Raw genomic sequence first — 16,922 nt, 5'->3', positions numbered from 1 at the left:
TTGACGCGCTACCCCACAGTGCAAACCGTGCACTCCGACAACGGGGCAGCTATGCGAAGCAACGCCGTCAAGCGAGTTTTCGCCAAACACAACGTTGACGCATCGTTTAGCCGGCCAGCAATCAGCAACGACAACCCTCAGATGGAGTCACTGTTCCACACCATGAAGGGATTTGCGTACTACCCGGGCGCCTTCGCCGACATCGACGCCGCCACCCAATGGGTAGCCCGGTTTACCAGGCACTACAACAACCGGCCCCACAGCGGCATCAACGGCTACACACCGCAAAGCGTCCTCGACGGCACCTGGAGGCAATACGAAACCAACCGCATCAACGCCACACGCGCCGCACTCGAAGCCGGACTCATCACCGCTATGCCAAAAACACCGACCGGACTACCCAAGGAGGTCACCATCATCCGCACAACCACCAAAACCCGCCCACAGCCACCCACACTTACCGTCGCCTGAACCAGAAACTGTTCACAACCACTTGACACAAAGCGCAAAATTCTTGACCTGGGATTTTAGGGCCGGATCCTTTGAAAAATGTTGATTCGTACAAAACGGTTGCTTATCGACGAGCATCCGCCCACCTCCGATACACCTCCGCCACGACGTCAGCGAACCCCTCGTTGGAGGCCGACAGCGGCGAAAGCGCAACCACGGCCTCAAAAAGCGACGCGGCGGCAGCGTCCACGGAGTCGAACACGGCCACGCCGTGGAGCCGGGCGCCGGGCACGGCGGCGCAGGCGGCTAGGGCAGCGAACGAGCGGACCTGGCAGCCGTGGAAGGTGCAGTACTCGTCCGCGATGGCCAGGAGCTGCTCGGGGGAAAAGCTCCTCATCCGCGCGCCTGCCGGATGCGTGATTCCATCCCGGCATAGGTGGGGATGAGGGAGCGGGCGAGGTCGGTGACGTGGGCGTCGTCAAGCAATCGCGATGCTGCGGTGACCACCGCACGGCGCGCGGCCTCCTGCTTCGAGCATCCCCATGCTGAAGCCAATAACACGAGCGCCTTGTCCTCATCTGCGGTCAACCGAAGCGTCATAGCCATACCATTGTGATACCACTCGGCTAACGTAAAAAGCTACAGAAGCCCGCTAAACTCGACCGTATGGCTGATGACACCACTGGCGGCTTGGACCGCATTCAACCAATCGACATCAACGAGGAGATGCAGACCAGCTACATCGATTACGCCATGAGCGTGATCGTGGGTCGCGCGCTCCCCGAGGTGCGCGACGGCATGAAGCCGGTGCACCGCCGCGTGATCTACGCAATGTACGACGCGGGTTTCCGCCCCGAGCGCTCCTACGTCAAGAGTGTGAAGGCCGTCGGCGAGACCATGAGTAACTACCACCCGCACGGCGACAGCGCCATCTACGACACCCTGGTGCGCATGGCACAGCCGTGGTCCATGCGCTACCCGCTTGTGGACGGCCAGGGCAACTTCGGCTCGCCGGGCAACGACGGCCCGGCCGCTATGCGTTACACGGAGTGCAAGCTCACCCCGATCGCCATGGAGATGGTGCGCGACATCCGCGAAAACTCCGTTGACTTCGCCCCGAACTTCGACTCCAAGACCCAGGAGCCGACCGTCCTGCCGTCCCGCGTGCCGAACCTGCTGATGAACGGCTCCAACGGTATTGCGGTGGGCATGGCCACCAACATCCCGCCGCACAACCTCAACGAGCTGGCGGAGGCCATCTACTGGATCCTGGAAAACCACGACGCCGAGGAGAAGGAGACCCTCGACGCCGTGATGGAGCGCGTGAAGGGACCGGACTTCCCAACGGCGGGCCTGATCGTGGGCGACCAGGGTATTAAGGATGCCTACACCACCGGCCGCGGCTCCATCCGCATGCGCGGTGTGACGGAGATCGAGGAGATTGGCAACCGCCAGGTCATCACGATCACCGAGCTGCCGTACCAGGTCAACCCGGATAACTTCATCCACAACATCGCCGAGCAGGTCACCGCCGGCAAGATGGTGGGCATCTCCAAGATCGAGGACGAGTCCTCCGACCGCGTGGGCATGCGCATCGTGGTCACGCTCAAGCGCGACGCGGTGCCGCGCGTGGTGCTGAACAACCTGTACAAGCACTCCGCGCTGGAGACGAACTTCTCCGCCAACATGCTCTCGATTGTCGACGGCGTCCCGCGCACCCTGCGCCTAGACCAGATGCTGCGCTTCTACGTCAAGCACCAGATCGAAGTCATTGTCCGCCGCACCCAGTACCGCCTGGACGAGGCCGAAAAACGCGCCCACATCCTCCGCGGCCTGGTTAAGGCGCTGGACATGCTGGACGAGGTCATCGCCCTGATCCGCCGTTCGCCGACTGTTGACGACGCCCGCCAGGGCCTCATCAACCTGCTCGACGTGGACGAGATCCAGGCCAACGAGATCCTGGCCATGCAGCTGCGCCGCCTGGCCGCCCTGGAGCGCCAGAAGATCATCGATGACCTGGCCGCCATCGAAAAGCAGATCGCGGACTACAAGGACATCCTGGCCAAGCCGGAACGTCAGCGCGCGATTGTCGGCGACGAGCTCAAGGAGATCGTCGATAAGTATGGCGACGAGCGCCGCACCCAGATCGTCGCCGCCACCGGCGACGTCACCGAGGAAGACCTCATCGCCCGCGAAAACGTGGTGGTCACCATCACCTCCACCGGCTACGCCAAGCGCACCAAGGTGGACGCCTACAAGAGCCAGAAACGCGGCGGCAAGGGCGTGCGCGGCGCCGAGCTGAAGCAGGACGACGTGGTGAAGAACTTCTTCATCTGCTCCACCCACGACTGGATCCTGTTCTTCACCAACTTCGGCCGCGTCTACCGTCTCAAGGCCTACGAGCTGCCGGAGGCGGGCCGCACCGCCCGCGGCCAGCACGTGGCCAACCTGCTGGAATTCCAGCCGGAGGAGAAGATCGCCCAGATCATCCAGATCCAGACCTACGAGGACGCCCCCTACCTGGTGCTGGCCACCCGCGACGGCCGCGTGAAGAAGTCCCGCCTCACCGACTACGAATCCGCCCGCTCCGCCGGCCTGATCGCCATCAACCTCAACGAAGGCGACGCGCTCATCGGCGCCTCCCTCGTCGGCGAGGACGACGACCTGCTCCTCGTGTCCGAGCAGGGCCAGTCCATCCGCTTCTCCGCCGACGACGAGCAGCTGCGCCCCATGGGCCGCGCCACCGCCGGCGTGAAGGGCATGCGCTTCAAGGGCGACGACCAGCTGCTGGCCATGACCGTGGCCAAGGACGGCGAATACCTGCTCGTGGCCACCTCCGGCGGCTACGGCAAGCGCACCGCCATCGAGGAGTACAACACGCAGGGCCGTGGCGGCATGGGCGTGATGACCTTCAAGTACAGCCCGAAGCGCGGCAAGCTCATCGGCGCCCTCTCGGTTGCCGAGGACGACCAGATCTTCGCCATCACCTCTGCCGGCGGCGTGATCCGCACCGAGGTCGACCAGATCCGCCCGTCCTCCCGCGCGACCATGGGCGTGCGACTGGTGGACCTCGCCGATGGCGTGGAACTTCTGGCCATCGACCGCAACGTCGAGGACGAAGGCGAGGAGGAAGCCACCGCAGTCGCCACCGGGCAGAAGACCATCGAGCAGGCGCTTAGCGACGACAGCTCCGACGCCGGCGAGGACAAGGAGTAGCCCGTGGCCGTCCGCAAAGTGACCGTGCGCCACATCGGCGCCGGCTCCACCTTCAAAGTGGCAACTCTGCTGGCCTTTCTAGGCTTCATCGCCTGGATGGCCGCGTGCTTACTGGTCTACTACGGGCTGGAGCGCGCCGGGGTCATCGAGTCCATCAACTCGCTGATCGGCGGTGTCGGCGGCGACCAGGTGGTGGACATGAAACTGGCCATGTCCGCCGCGGGCCTGTTCGGCCTGGTGGGGTTCCTGTTCCAGGTGATCATGGCCCCGCTGACGGTGGTTATGTACAACGCCATCGCGGATCTGGTCGGTGGCGTCAGCTTCACTATGTCCAACCGGGCCAAGTAGGGGGTCCCGGTTCCAAACCCCCATGTCGATACCTCGATGTCGATAGTTCCTGGTCACAGGGTTGAGCCCTGTTCCGGCGGTTTTTCGTCGAGAAGCTCTGACCTGCAACTATCGACCTCAAGGTATCGACTTCGCCATTCCACCCTTCCTCGCTTGCGGATTCCGCATTGCGGACAATTCCGGTGACTCCAACTATTGGTCGGCACCCAGTTTTTGTACGAATCAACACCGCAAATTGCCGACCTGGGTGTTTGCAGGCCCGAAAAAGACCGAAACGTCGATTCGTACAAAATCGACGGCGACTGCAGTCCCGACGCTCCGCATTGCGGACAACCCAGGAGAACCCAACTATTGGTGCGCACCAACGAAAAGCGCCCCGGAGAAACCGGGGCGCACGTTGTGGCGGACCTAGAAGGGGAGCAGGCCGTTCATGGCGGCGAAGCCTGCACCCGCGATGCCCAGAACGGCCAAAGCAGCGACGACGGAGCCGACGATGGCGGCGACGTTCACATCCGTGGCCTTGGCGGGAGCAGCCTCAGAATCGTGAGAAGCTTGAGCTACCGGCATCGCACCGTGGGAGACGGTGCGGGCGCCGAGCTCGAGGGCGTCGCGGCCGATGCGCGGGGTGTCCAGGACGAGTGCGTCCCAGTCGGCGGGCACCTCGACGGGGCCGTCCGGGCCCTCGGCGGTGTAGGGCTCCTCGGAGTAGTTGAAGTGGGTGAACTGGTGGTCGTAGTTCATCACGGACAGGTACTCCGCCGGAGTGACCTGGGTGCGCGGCAGCTTGCGGGTGACGTCTGCGGCGCCGTTGTGGCGCAGGCCCAGGGTGTGGCCGAACTCGTGGAGGATGGCGTTGCGAAGCTGCTCATCGCTGTCGATCTGGTCGTTGTTGGCGACGAAGAAGGCGCTGTCGCCGACCAGGGCGACGCCGGAGGTGTAGTCGCCGCGGTCGATCTGGTCGCCGATGATGCCTAGGCGGAAGGCATTGGAGCGGTCGCCGAGGTGGGTCTCAATGTCCTTCAACAGGCGCACGCCGGAGATCTGGTCGGCGAAGTAGTGCTGCGAGTAGGCCACGGTTTCACCGCCGTGGAACTCGGTGTAGTTGGGGATGTTGGTGTAGGTCTCGCCGGCGTCGATGTGCAGTGCGATGCCGTGGTCGTCGAAGAGGTCGACGATGTCCTGCAGCGCTTCCGCGGACGGGGCGAAGGACTTGCCGTTGTGCTCTTCCATCCAATTGAGCTGGAGGAACAGGTCGGGGCGGTCGGGGTCGACGCCCCAGTCGGGGAGGGCCAGCTCGGTGCCGTCGTGAAGCACGATGCCCTCGGTTTCCCAGTCGTCGGGGAGGCCGTCGTTGTCGGAGTCGATGGCGTACTCGGCCGCTTCGAGGTCAACGAGTGCGGAGGCGTCGGCGGCGGCCGGCTGGAGGCCGGCCAGGGCGAGGGCTGATGCAAGTGCGGCGGCGAGGGCCTTGGTTTGTGCACGCATCTCGTTGCTCCTTTGACGTTGTGGTGGACATGGGCTGCTTCGATGTCCATGACATTATCCAAGGAGTTTGTGCAGGTAAACCGGGGTAAGATCGTTCAACACTTGGTTCGGATTGTTCAACGTTTGGCAAGCCCTAAGAGCCCGGATTGTTCACCAATCAGCCCCCTGCCAAGCACCGCGCGCAAGCCAGGGAAGCCCGCTCACCAGCAGCGACGTGCAAAACCCCAGGAAAGCCCGGATTGTTCACCATTTTCCGCCGCGCTTACCCCCGCCTGTTACCCCAGCGTGTCGGGGCGTGGAACGTCGATAAGCAATTGCTCTTTTATGGGCCGTACGCTGGCGATTTGGAGCTGTTGTAGGTGCTCTGTAATATTCCTATTCGTTCCAAGGGCCTATAGCTCAGTCGGTTAGAGCGCATCGCTGATAACGATGAGGTCGCAAGTTCGATTCTTGCTAGGCCCACGGTACCCTCGGGTACGCGGGGCATTAGCTCAGTTGGTAGAGCACCTGCTTTGCAAGCAGGATGTCAGGAGTTCGATTCTCCTATGCTCCACAGAATGGCTCCCTCCAGTAGGAGGGGGCCTTTTTGCTTTGCGACGTAAGCTTCGGGTTAAGGGTCAAAAAGGGGTTAAGGGTCAAAAAGTGTGTCTGGCTCGGCGTGTCGTGGGGGTTAGATTTGGCCTTTTTGGATGCCGATTGAGTGGGTGTAGTCGGTGTCGATAGCGTTGTCGTAGAGGGCTGGGCGTCCAGTTTCGTGGTCGGCTTGGTTCTCGTTTCGGGTCAGGGTGGATACTTTGGCGAGTTGGCCCTGGCCCCAGTTGGACTGCCTGGCGATTCGTACTGGATCGTCAGGCAGTTCCGTTTTTAGGTAGAGCCACCAATCCAGCATGCGGCGTTGTCGTTCGCCTGATCTGCCGCGGTGGGTTCTGGCGAGCAGTTTGAGCTGGGCGTTGATCCCGCCTTCTAAGCTGTTGGTGGTGGATTTGATCCGCTCTGGTTGAAGGACTGCTGCTGGCGGGGTGAGGTAGACAAACAGCATCTCGGATCGCCAAAGATGGTTGTAGGCCTTGCGCACGTTGTGGTGTGTCCACACGCGGGTCCATGCACCGGTTTTGGGGTCCTTGATCAGGGTTTTCTCGTCCATCCATGACCGGTAGATCGTGGAGAATTCGTGCAGTTGCGCACCCCATTGCGCTGCCTCGTCCAGGGTGGTGACTCGGGTCAGTTTCAGCGCAAGTCGGTAGATGGTGCGCCCAGCATCCGTGCGTGGGTTGCTGGTGGTGTAGCGGCGTACCACGCGTTGGGCGTGGACGAGGCAGCGTTGGATTTTCGTGGTCGGCCAGCACTTTTTGATCGCGCTGTATGCGCCTTGGCCGCCGTCGATGACGGCGATGAGTGGGGCTTCGATGCGCTCGAGCAGCAGCTGGTAGTCGCGGGTGGTTTCGTGTTTGCACCAATGCCAGGCAATCACGTGGTCGATGGTCGCCGCGACGATCAGACAGCCGCCGGCGGTGTAGGTGCCGTCGAGGAATACCTGGTCGTAGACCCGTTTGTCGTGGCCGGCGGTGGGGTCAGGCACATCAACGAGCCAGCACCACTTGAAGCGTCTCTTCATGGTGGCGCGGCTGACGCCGTTTCGTTTTGCTAGGTCGTCCAGTGATATTGCGGTGGTGCAATGCTCAATGAACTGGGTGAACGCCGCCGCGTTGGTGATGTCGCCGCGGCGTTTGACGCTGGAGGCGCCGCATTGCTTGCACCGCCACCTGGTGGTGCCTTTGCTGGTGGTGCCGTTTCGTTTCATTTCACCGCCGCAGTGGCAGCGTGGTTGGTTTCTAGACATTGCGACACCACACCACGCCGCGCTTAGCACATCACGGCTGCCACACCGTGGATTGAACGCTCGAGACCCAGATATATGCCCCGGAAGCATATACTTTCCTGAAACCTAGAGGTTAGGCCCCGGAAATCGCTAATTCCGGACACACTTTTTGACCCTTAACCCTAAGCTTCGCACTTTCCACCGTAAAAGTGAGAAAGACTTTCGCACTTTCCACTACCAAAGTCAGAATGAGACTCCGAAATAGCAGGTAGACAAAGTGTGAAAGTGAGAATATTGTGCGAGTTATGTCCCGGACTGAGCGACGGTTGCGTGAAACACTTTCCCAGTTGCGTGCGTTTGGCGACGATACGACCCTGGTTGAGTGCAAAACAGCAGGTGGGGGAGTCCCTGAGCAGCTGGGCGAGACGCTGTGCGCGTTTGCGAACATGCCACAAGCTGGCGCAATCATTCTCGGGGTGAGTGAACGGCGTGGGTTCGAAGTCACCGGCGTTGCCGATCCTGCACAGATGGAGAAATCCGTGGTGAACGTGAACCGGAGTGCGGTGACACCGGCGCCACAGTTGGAGTTTTTCCACCACGTGCTTGACGGGAAGAACGTAGTCGTTGTGGAAGTCACGCCGCTTCTGGCTTCAGAGAAGCCGGCGAAGTTCGAGGGCAAACCATTTTTGCGCCAGGCAGACGGCGACTACGTGATGAATTCGAATGACTTGAAAATGCTGTCGCTGTCGGCGCTGACTGAGGCCCAGCAGACCCACTTCGATTTTGCATCTTTGCCAGGTACCGATTCCGCCCTGCTGGACGCCAGTGTGCTTGACACATACGTGAAATCGGTGCGTGCTTCTCGGAGCCGCATAGCCAAAATCGACAACGTTGATCAGCTACTGCAGGTCACTAACGTTACGGACAACCAGGGCAACGTTCGCCTTGGCGGTTTGTACGCGCTGGGGTACCTCCCGCAGTCGGTTGAGCCAGCACTCGGAGCGACAGCGGCGGTGCGACTGGCTCGTGGGGAGGGAGCGGGCCGAAACAGAAACCTGACTGAGATCGAGGGCCCGTTGCCCGTGATGCTGGCGGAAGCAATGGAATGGATTCAGCGAAATGCGGATACCGTGAGCCGTTACACCGAAACCGGCCACTTAGTGGATCAGCCGGAGTTTCCCCCGAGTGCTATCCGAGAAGTGCTAGCGAACGCTTTGGTGCACCGGGATCTGGGGCCTTCTGTGGACGTGGGCAAAAAGGTGGAGATCAGGCTCACGGAGCGAATGCTCATAATTGTCAGCCCAGGCGGTTTGCGTGGCCTATCCGTTTCTCAGCTTGAGGCGCCTTCTTTGACTAAAGCCCCGGTAAACAAGCGTCTGTACGAGATCGCGCGTTACCTCCGCACGGACGACGGGGAGCGTGTAATTGAGGGCGAAGGTGGCGGCATTCAGGAAATCCTGACGGCAATCCGGGAGGCGCGCATGCCGAAACCTAAGTTCGTAGACAACGGTGTCGAGTTCAAGGTCCTCTTTCCGCGCGGATCCCGTTTCACGGAGGAAGAGGATGACTGGTTGGAGGGTTTGCAGCGTGACGGGCTGCGATTGAGCCCGACTGAGGAGGACCTTCTGGTGGACCTGCGGAATCACGGTGGCGCCACGCTCTCCGGCATCCTGCAGCGCTACTCGCCTTACAGTGAGCAGTCATGCAAGAGGATGCTGGGCAGACTCACGGAGAAAGGGGTGCTCCAGGAAACTGACGGCCGGTACGCCTTGCCTGGACCCCAGAGCGACACACCGGGGGTCGAGGCCCTGCGACCGGACATCACCAACGCTTTCCACATTGATGATCTGGCTTCCCTTGGCAAAAACGTTCCTACCGTCTACCGGGCTTTTACTCCTGGCGCGCAGGTCACGCTGAAGGAGTTGCAGACTCAGACGGGCCTCTCGGCGGCGCAACTGCGTTATGCACTTGAGCCCCTTCTCCACCACGGGCACGTGGTCATGCTCGGTGGGCAAGGCCGCCGGGGCACGACGTATCGGTTGAACTACTAAGACTTTCGCACTTTCCACTACCAAAGTCAGAATGAGACTCCGAAATTGCAGGTAGACAAAGTGTGAAAGTGAGAATCCCGGAATTGGAACCTCCCCACCAGTACTATCGCGGGCAAAACCACGTAGGGAGGCCCGCCATGAATCGAAAAATCATCTCCGCGGTTGCCGCCGCAGCGCTGTGCTTAGGCGCCGTGGCGTGCGGGGCAGAGGAGACGAACGACACGAACCACATGCTGGAGGTCAGCTCCGGGCCGCTGACAGTCCGGGTGCCGGAGAGCTGGTCGGAGTTTGATAAGTCCAGCGATCCGGATTCCATCAAGGACCCGTGGGTGGTGGGCGCGCGCGACAGCGAGGACGCGATGACGGTGCAGATCCGGCTGAGCCAGGACACCGGCGTGGCGCCTCAGGCGGACGCGACCAACGCGGCCGTGCTGTACGGCAACATTTTCGCCCAGGACACGGTGATTGAGCCGAAAGGGACGGACGCCGCCGAGGTGGACGGCGCGGATAAGGCGCTCGTGTCCTACTTCGAGGCCGTGGACGACGACGGTGACTACTGGGACGGCCTGTTCCTCTCGGCGGAGAATTCCGAGACAGGCAACGTGTCCACCATGGAGATGATCAGCCTGCGTGGGGAGGGGTTGTCGCAGGATGAAGCGAAGGAGATCATCGCCAACGCCACCTACGACAAGTCCAAGGAGTAGCGCCACGCACGCACGGTAAGCTGGCCAGGCGTGAACACCTTCCTCTCCCGCTTCGACGCCATGGCGGACAAGGCGGCGGCGCAGGTGATTGCGCAGTATTCCACCAGTTTTTCCCTTGCGGTGCGGACGCTGCCGAACCCGGAGCGCACCCACATCCGGAACTTCTACGCGGTGGTGCGCATCGCGGACGAGATCGTGGACGGCACCACCACCCAGGCCAACGAGTGCCCGGAAACCGCACTCGACCTGTATGAGGAGCAGGTGCTGCACGCCCCGGCCCACCGCTTCCACACGGATCCGGTGCTGCATGCGTGGGCGCGCACCTACCGCGAGTGCCACCTGAATCCCGAGCATATGCAGGCGTTTTTCGCCTCCATGCGCGCGGATCTGACGCAGACGGAATTTACTCCGCAGCAGCTGGCTACCTATATATATGGCTCGGCTGAGGTGATCGGCCTGATGTGCCTGGACATTTTCTTGCGCGGCCGCGACACCCCGCACCGCCGCGAGCTGGAGGAGGGCGCCCGTGCGCTCGGCAGTGCGTTCCAGAAGGTCAACTTCTTGCGCGACCTCGGCGAGGATAGCCGCGCACTCGGTCGAGCGTACTTCGGCGCCCCGCTTGACGACGACCTAAAGTCCACCCTCACCAGCCAAATCACCAACGAACTCGACCGCGCCCGCAACGCCATCCCGCTGCTGCCGCCGGCAGCCCGCGGGGGAGTGGCGGCCGCCGAAGCGCTGTTCCATGAGCTCAACGCCCGCATCGCGGCCACCCCGGCAGCCGAGCTGCAGACCACCCGCGTCCGCGTGCCCAACCACCTCAAAGTAGCGCTCACAGCGAAAGCGCTCGCGAACTCGAGGAAGCCATGAACAAGCAACCGAAGTCAGCCATCGTGATCGGCGCCGGCGTGGCCGGCATGGCCACTGCCGCGCTGCTCGCCCGAGAGGGCATCGACACCACCGTGGTGGAGAAGCTGCCCACCCACGGCGGCCGCGCCGGTAACGAGACCATCGACGGTTTCCGTTTCGACACCGGCCCGAGCTGGTATTTGATGCCGGACGCGTTCGACCACTTCTTCGGCCTTTTTGGCAAGCGCACCGAGGACCTGTTGGACCTGAAGCCGCTCGCGCCCGCCTACCGCCTTTTCCCGGAGACCGGCCAGCCCATCGACGTCCACGCCGGCCGCGACAACGCCACGAAGCTTTTCGAAAGCATCGAACCCGGCGCCGGCGCCAAGCTCGTGGAGTACCTGGACAGCGCCGAAGAAACCTACGACCTGGCCATTCAGAATTTCCTGTACACCAACTTCCGCTCGTTTGAGCCCCTGAAGCGCATCCGCGGCCAGTACGCCCGCCTCGCGCGCTACCTCACCGAACCCTTGGACAGGTTCGTGGCCAAGCGCTTCACGGACACGCGCCTGCGCCAGATGCTCACGTATCCGTCCGTGTTCCTCTCCTCGCACCCCAGCCGCACGCCGAGCATGTATCACCTGCTCAGCCACACCGACCTGACCCAGGGCGTGCTGTATCCGCAGGGCGGTTTCACGGCGGTGATGGACGCGCTGTTCAACCTTGCCGTCGACCAGGGTGCGCGGTTCCGCTTCAACTCCGAGGTCGCGGCTATCGAGGATGAGGGCATCTTGCTTATCGACGGCCAAAGGCTCCCCGCCGACCTCACCATCTCCGCCGCGGACCTCCACCACACCGAGACGCGCCTGCTGCCGAAGAACAAGCGCACCTACGACGAGTCTTGGTTCGCCCCGCGCGACCCTGGCCTGGGCACGGTGCTGGTCATGCTGGGCGTTGAAGGCGAGATCCCGGAGCTGGCCCACCACAACTTCCTGTTCAGCGACGACTGGTCGGACGACTTCGATGCTGTATTTAATGGCCCCGTTGCCAGCCGGCCGCAGGCGGCGTCGCAGTCCATCTACGTGTCCAAGCCTTCCGCCACCGATCCCTCTGTTGCTCCCGCGGGCCACGAGAACCTGTTCGTGTTGGTGCCGGTGCCCGCGGACCCGTCGGTGGGCCACGGCGACATGTACCGGGGCGAAGCCTCGGAGCAGGTGCAGCGCATCGCCGACGCGGCTATTGAGCAGATTGCGGCGAGGTGTGGGGTTGCGGGGTTGGGCCGGAGGATCGTCGTAAAGCAAACGCTCGGTCCCGCAGACTTTGCAGAGCGCTACAACGCCTGGTCCGGCGGATCGATCGGGCCCGCGCACACGCTGCGGCAGTCCGCCTTCTTGCGCGGTTCCAACAAAAGCAGGAAATTGGACTCGCTGATGTACGCTGGAGCGACCACGACGCCTGGGGTGGGCGTGCCCATGTGCTTGATATCTGCTGAGAATGTGCTCAAACGGATCCGTGGTGACAGATCTTCGGGTCCGTTGGACCACTGACCGCTGGTTTCTGGAGGAACCGCCGTTTTTGTGGTGAAGATCACTCGACTTATTTGTGTTTAAAAGTTGGACAAAGGTCGAGGTCAGCGGGGTGGGGATATGAGTTTTGTCTTAATATCTGGACTTTTATGGCTTTCAGGGTGGGTTGGGACTTCTTTTCGCCGGTTCATTGCGATTGAATAGGGGTCTGTCAGTTTTGGGGTCCGTGTTCAGGAACTCTCCAGGCTGCTTCGAATATCTCCCTAGACGTTGAAGGACTATGACGTTGCATAACGCAAACCTGAAAAAGCGCATCATGGCAACGATGGTTGCCGGTGCCGTCGCATTCGGTGGCGCAGCCGTTGTCGCTCCCGCCGCAGACGCAGACACGCGCATTACTAGCCAGTACTCCACCCTCGACTCCGCTGTGGAGCAGGCAGTCGTCGACTACAACCTGAAGCAGGAGTGGAACCGGGGCTCGGGCCAGTACCAGACCCCGTTCGGCCCGGGTTGGTGCATCGACCGCCACCTCGATGTCCCGCGCACCAACACTGCATATGAGGTGCGCAAGCTCGACGGAACCTCCGGCTTCTACGGCTTTAACGGCGACATGGGCGGCAACCTCAAGATCGACGAGGATATTGAGCGCGCCGCTATTAACCTGACCAAGCTCATGCTTACGGACGTGAAGCAGGGCAAGAACGCCGACGCGAAGGCCAAGAACGTGGCACTGCAGGCGCTGCTGTCCAACAATAAGGAGACCCTGAACCTCCTGCGCGGCTGGGTTGCTGGCTCCCGCAACGTTCACGTGCCGGGCGTGAAGCCGGTTACCCCGCAGCAGTTCCTGCAGTGGACCGGCTTCGAGGTGCGCAAGAGCTACTTCGAGCAGACCGGCCAGGCCAACTACTACCTGGCCCTGAACGACACCGCTTCTTCCCGCCTGGACGTCAAGGATGGCGAGTACGTCACCATCCTGCTGCCGCGTTCCTACAACGTGTACGAGGACCTGTCCAAGGAGCCGACCAACCAGCGCATCGTCACCATCGCGCAGCCTGGCCTCGAGGGCTTCGAGCCGGACGTGAAGGAAGAGCCGAAGCCGTCGACCTCCACCTCCACCACGACCACCGTGGCGCCGGGTCCGACCGTCACCGAGACCGCCACCGCTACCGCTGCGCCGGAGACCAAGACTGAGTCCACCACCGTCACCAGCACCCAGCGCGAGGAGAAGACCACCACCAAGGAGGTCGAGCGCTACTTCCGCCACTTCTCCTACGCCTTCGACTTCCGCACCGGTGAGAAGTCCGAGGAGATCGAGGTCAAGGAGCTGGGCTCCTGGGAGATCGACTTCGTCGACGACTCCAACGGCCTGGTCGACGTGACCAAGGAGGTCCGCGAGGACGGCACCGCCATCCTCAAGATCACCCCGAAGAAGGAAGGCAGCGGCAAGGTCCGCATCGTTGTCGTGGACAACGAGGGCAACCGCCACGAGTACGTCATCGACGTGGTCAACGAGTCCACCACCGTGGAGACCACCGGTGAGGTCACCGTGAACAACCACTACTTCAACGTGGGCGTTGCCGGTGTGAACCAGAGCATCGACATCCCGGCCGGCTGGGACTACGAGATCACCGACGGCAAGGGCCTGGTCACCACCGAGAAGAAGGACGGCAAGCTCAACGTCAAGATCAACGACGGCGTGCTCAAGGGCAACGTCAAGATCGAGGTGTTCGAGAAGGACGACAAGGGCGAGAAGACGGGCAACAAGAACGTCTACGAGTTCAACATCGACGCCACTTCCGACAAGTACACGCAGACCCGCGTGATCGGTAACGCCAACTCCTACAAGCTGGAGATTGAAAACGTTGAGAACAAGCCGGAGATCGTCTCCGGTGAGGACCTCATCGAGTCCATTGAGAAGCGCGACGGCTTCTGGATTATCACCCCGAAGCCGAACGCCGAGGGCAAGGTTGTGCTCAAGGCTGTGGACGCCGACGGCAACACCTACACCTACACCCTGGACATCAAGCCGGGCGCCAACGTCCTGGTCGATGTAGAGACCCACCTCATCGAAGAGGGCACGACTGTCGACGTCAAGGCCGGCAAGGACTGGAAGCTCGAGCTGACCGGCGGCGACGAGGCCAACTGGGAGTGGGAGAAGACCGACGGCGGCTTCAAGATCAACAACAAGGTCAACGGCACCGGCATCTTCAACCTCTACGCTCCGGACGAGAACGCTAAGGACGGCCGCGTCCTGGTCGGCGTGTACACCATCGTTGCGAAGCCGAAGGAAGAAGACGCTCAGTACGAGGTTCCGAAGTTCACCCAGGACCTGGAGGACCGCAACACCGCGCAGTTCAAGCCGGGCAACGAGGGCAACACCTTCGAGATCGTCGAGGGCGAGGACAACGCCACCCTGATCAAGACCGAGGACGGCAAGTTCCGCGTGCTGCCGAACCCGGGCTTCGAGGGCAAGATCGTCGTCGCTGAGAAGTCCCCGAACGGCAAGACCGTCGCCGAGTGGACCCTCAACGTCACCAAGGGTGACGTGGAGGAGAGCACGTTGGAGGCTGAGTCCAAGGACGAGCTCAACATCTCGGTGAAGAACCAGCGCATCGTCAAGGGCGAGCACCTCATCGACCGCATCGAGAACGGCAAGGTGTACTTCAAGGAGGGCGCTGAGGGCCAGGTCATCATCGAGAACCTGAACTCCCGCGACCTGCCGTTCCAGCGCTGGACCATCGACGTCACCCCGTCCACCCCGCGCGAGGAGAACATCCAGCTCGAAGGCTCTTCGAAGCTGACGCTTACCCTCCCGGAGGGCTCCGACTACGAGGTCACCGACGATTCTCTCGTTGAGGTGACCAAGGACGGCAACACCATCGTCGTCACCCCGAAGGATGGCGCTGAGGGCAAGACCCAGGTCAAGGTCAAGAACGACCGTGGTGTCTACGTCATCTACAACATCGACGTCGTCCCGGGCGCAAACGGCAAGGGCGGCAGCTCCGAGTCCCGCGAGCAGAACTTCAAGCTCACCGAGGACGGCAGCTTCACCATCACCCGCATTAACAAGAACGAGATTCGCGTTGAGGACGGTGAGGAGCACGTCAACGTCGAGCTCGACGAGAAGACCGGCAAGTGGGTCCTGACCCCGAAGGGCAAGGACTCCGTTGGCAAGACCGTTACCGTGGTCGAGGTCGACAAGAGCGGCAAGGTGGTCAAGCGCCACACGATCGAGATCGTGGAGCAGCCGACCCCGCTGAAGTTCGTTGAAGAGCGCGTGGTTTACGAGCGCGACATTAACGACAAGATTGTTCCGGGTAAGAACAACACCCTGCACGTCGTCCGCGGCAAGGACCTGATCACCAACGCGGCGCCGGATTCCAAGGGCCAGCTGTTCATCCAGCCGACCGAGGATAAGCACGGCACCATCCTCGTTGAGGAGCGCGATTCCAAGGGCAACCCGGTCCGCCTGGTTGAGATGGAGATCCCGCGCACGTCTGAGGGCCTGACCCCGCCGGACGTCGACGCCCAGGGTTCCCGTGACAAGGGCTATGACATCAACGTCAAGGGTGGCGAGAACTCTGTCGAGGTCTACGTCTGCTACAACGACGACTGCACCAAGAAGAAGCGCCTGGAGCCGGGCAAGGAGATTGAGGTCGGCGAAGACGGCAAGCTGCGTGTTCTGCCGGGTGCGCACCTCGACGGCGGCAAGAAGCTGATGGTTGTTCCGGTTGAGAACGGCAAGGTCATCGACAAGGACAAGGTGATTATCAATATCACCCAGCAGGACACGACGGTCCAGGAGCAGGGCTCCTCCAGTGAGCTGGATGGCAAGTGCATTGCTTCCCTGGTTGGTCTGTCTGCACCGTTGTTGCTGGCCATCCCGGTGGGCATCCTCTCCCAGGTCCAGATCCCGGGCCTCGAGGGCGTGTCCGCACAGATCAACAACGCTATGCGTGAGGCCAACGACCGCGTCCAGCGTGGCCTGGGCATCTACAACGAGGATCGTGCGCAGCGCGCAGCTGGTTTCCAGAACGCGTTCCAGGGCGTCAACACCGAGCAGCTCGGCATGGCTGCCGGCGCCCTCGGCGCGATCACCGTCGGCCTGCTGATTGTTGACCAGGTCATGCGTGCCTGCGGCCAGGAGGAGTCCACCTCCTCCTACCAGCTGGGTAAGGCAACTGACAGCGACTTTTTGATGTACGGCTCCTCCGGCAAGCCGTCCAAGAACGAGGCTGACAACAGCGAGGGTGAGAAGACTTCCTCTTCTTCCTCCGATGAGCAGGATTCTGCCAAGTAAATCCTGCCTTTAACCTGTAAACCCGGTGCAAATTCGGCACCGGGTTTTCGGCATTTCAGCACCACTTTTTTGGAGAAACGTGGTTTTTGTGGTGAAGATCACTCGACTTATTTGTGTTTAAAAGTTGGACAAAGGTCGAGGTCAGCGGGGTGGGGATATGAGTTTTGTCTTAAT

General features: G+C 61.7%; 12 protein-coding genes and 2 tRNA genes. 10 read left to right on the top strand and 4 right to left on the bottom strand.

Annotated elements, in window-relative coordinates:
* Positions 1–471: integrase core domain-containing protein (locus NUW87_RS07645; RefSeq protein WP_269027926.1), on the top strand; the 471-nt coding region annotated here is incomplete at its 5' end.
* A gap of 103 nt (positions 472–574) precedes the next feature.
* Here the strand turns inward: NUW87_RS07645 and NUW87_RS07640 are convergent.
* Both NUW87_RS07640 and NUW87_RS07635 read right to left on the bottom strand, forming a co-directional pair.
* The gene (locus tag NUW87_RS07640) at positions 575–847 is read right to left on the bottom strand and encodes a TetR family transcriptional regulator (RefSeq protein WP_269027925.1); all 273 of its coding nucleotides are present in this window, start codon (positions 845–847) and stop codon (positions 575–577) included.
* The gene (locus NUW87_RS07635; RefSeq protein WP_239220084.1) at positions 844–1,056 is read right to left on the bottom strand and encodes a CopG family transcriptional regulator; all 213 of its coding nucleotides are present in this window, start codon (positions 1,054–1,056) and stop codon (positions 844–846) included. Before NUW87_RS07635 ends, NUW87_RS07640 begins: the two co-directional genes overlap by 4 nt.
* A gap of 60 nt (positions 1,057–1,116) precedes the next feature.
* Here NUW87_RS07635 and gyrA point away from each other — a divergent pair, with 60 nt between their 5' ends.
* Both gyrA and NUW87_RS07625 read left to right on the top strand, forming a co-directional pair.
* Positions 1,117–3,666 (top strand): DNA gyrase subunit A, encoded by a 2,550-nt coding sequence (gene gyrA / locus NUW87_RS07630; protein ID WP_239220082.1) that lies wholly within the window; start codon positions 1,117–1,119, stop codon positions 3,664–3,666.
* A 3-nt stretch (positions 3,667–3,669) separates the two neighbouring features.
* On the top strand, positions 3,670–4,014 hold the full coding sequence (locus NUW87_RS07625; RefSeq protein ID WP_063937094.1) for a DUF3566 domain-containing protein: 345 nt from the start codon (positions 3,670–3,672) through the stop codon (positions 4,012–4,014).
* A 408-nt stretch (positions 4,015–4,422) separates the two neighbouring features.
* On the opposite strand, the gene NUW87_RS07620 is transcribed toward NUW87_RS07625, so the two are convergent.
* Positions 4,423–5,499, bottom strand: a complete 1,077-nt coding sequence (locus NUW87_RS07620; RefSeq protein ID WP_269027924.1) for a zinc-dependent metalloprotease — start codon at positions 5,497–5,499, stop codon at positions 4,423–4,425.
* A 388-nt stretch (positions 5,500–5,887) separates the two neighbouring features.
* Here NUW87_RS07620 and NUW87_RS07615 point away from each other — a divergent pair.
* Together NUW87_RS07615 and NUW87_RS07610 are read left to right on the top strand one after the other, a co-directional pair.
* Positions 5,888–5,961: transfer RNA gene (locus NUW87_RS07615), tRNA-Ile, on the top strand.
* An 18-nt stretch (positions 5,962–5,979) separates the two neighbouring features.
* A tRNA-Ala gene (locus tag NUW87_RS07610) sits at positions 5,980–6,052 on the top strand.
* Between the two features lie 117 nt (positions 6,053–6,169).
* Here the strand turns inward: NUW87_RS07610 and NUW87_RS07605 are convergent.
* Positions 6,170–7,339: an IS1249 family transposase gene (locus NUW87_RS07605; RefSeq protein ID WP_269027923.1), complete on the bottom strand. Its 1,170-nt coding sequence runs from the start codon at positions 7,337–7,339 to the stop codon at positions 6,170–6,172.
* Between the two features lie 284 nt (positions 7,340–7,623).
* Between NUW87_RS07605 and NUW87_RS07600 the strand changes: the two genes are divergently transcribed.
* The 5 genes from NUW87_RS07600 (at position 7,624) to NUW87_RS07580 (ending at position 16,748) form a co-directional block, all read left to right on the top strand.
* Positions 7,624–9,369, top strand: coding sequence for an RNA/DNA-binding domain-containing protein (locus NUW87_RS07600; RefSeq protein ID WP_269027922.1), 1,746 nt, complete (start codon positions 7,624–7,626; stop codon positions 9,367–9,369).
* A gap of 137 nt (positions 9,370–9,506) precedes the next feature.
* Positions 9,507–10,073, top strand: a complete 567-nt coding sequence (locus NUW87_RS07595) for a hypothetical protein (RefSeq protein ID WP_269027921.1) — start codon at positions 9,507–9,509, stop codon at positions 10,071–10,073.
* 60 nt (positions 10,074–10,133) lie between these two features.
* Positions 10,134–10,943: a phytoene/squalene synthase family protein gene (locus NUW87_RS07590; protein WP_269027928.1), complete on the top strand. Its 810-nt coding sequence runs from the start codon at positions 10,134–10,136 to the stop codon at positions 10,941–10,943.
* Complete coding sequence (crtI, locus tag NUW87_RS07585) at positions 10,940–12,469, top strand: phytoene desaturase family protein (protein WP_269027920.1); 1,530 nt, start codon at positions 10,940–10,942, stop codon at positions 12,467–12,469. The genes NUW87_RS07590 and crtI overlap by 4 nt, the downstream gene beginning before the upstream one ends.
* A gap of 265 nt (positions 12,470–12,734) precedes the next feature.
* Positions 12,735–16,748 carry a hypothetical protein gene (locus tag NUW87_RS07580; protein WP_269027919.1) on the top strand — a complete coding sequence of 1,338 codons (4,014 nt, stop codon included), beginning with the start codon at positions 12,735–12,737 and terminating at the stop codon, positions 16,746–16,748.
* Positions 16,749–16,922: the final 174 nt, after the last annotated feature.

This window comes from Corynebacterium pilbarense (genome assembly GCF_026930265.1).
GTDB classification, from domain to species: domain Bacteria; phylum Actinomycetota; class Actinomycetes; order Mycobacteriales; family Mycobacteriaceae; genus Corynebacterium; species Corynebacterium pilbarense.
This window is presented reverse-complemented; position numbering and strand designations above follow the sequence as displayed.

Excerpts from the sequence above, each read along its gene's own strand:
- NUW87_RS07640 (WP_269027925.1), bottom strand. The coding sequence starts at position 847 with ATGAGGAGCTTTTCCCCCGAGCAGCTCCTGGCCATCGCGGACGAGTAC.
- NUW87_RS07635 (WP_239220084.1), bottom strand. The coding sequence starts at position 1,056 with ATGGCTATGACGCTTCGGTTGACCGCAGATGAGGACAAGGCGCTCGTG.
- gyrA (WP_239220082.1), top strand. The coding sequence starts at position 1,117 with ATGGCTGATGACACCACTGGCGGCTTGGACCGCATTCAACCAATCGAC.
- NUW87_RS07620 (WP_269027924.1), bottom strand. The coding sequence starts at position 5,499 with ATGCGTGCACAAACCAAGGCCCTCGCCGCCGCACTTGCATCAGCCCTC.
- NUW87_RS07605 (WP_269027923.1), bottom strand. The coding sequence starts at position 7,339 with ATGTCTAGAAACCAACCACGCTGCCACTGCGGCGGTGAAATGAAACGA.
- NUW87_RS07600 (WP_269027922.1), top strand. The coding sequence starts at position 7,624 with ATGTCCCGGACTGAGCGACGGTTGCGTGAAACACTTTCCCAGTTGCGT.
- NUW87_RS07595 (WP_269027921.1), top strand. The coding sequence starts at position 9,507 with ATGAATCGAAAAATCATCTCCGCGGTTGCCGCCGCAGCGCTGTGCTTA.
- NUW87_RS07590 (WP_269027928.1), top strand. The coding sequence starts at position 10,134 with ATGGCGGACAAGGCGGCGGCGCAGGTGATTGCGCAGTATTCCACCAGT.
- crtI (WP_269027920.1), top strand. The coding sequence starts at position 10,940 with ATGAACAAGCAACCGAAGTCAGCCATCGTGATCGGCGCCGGCGTGGCC.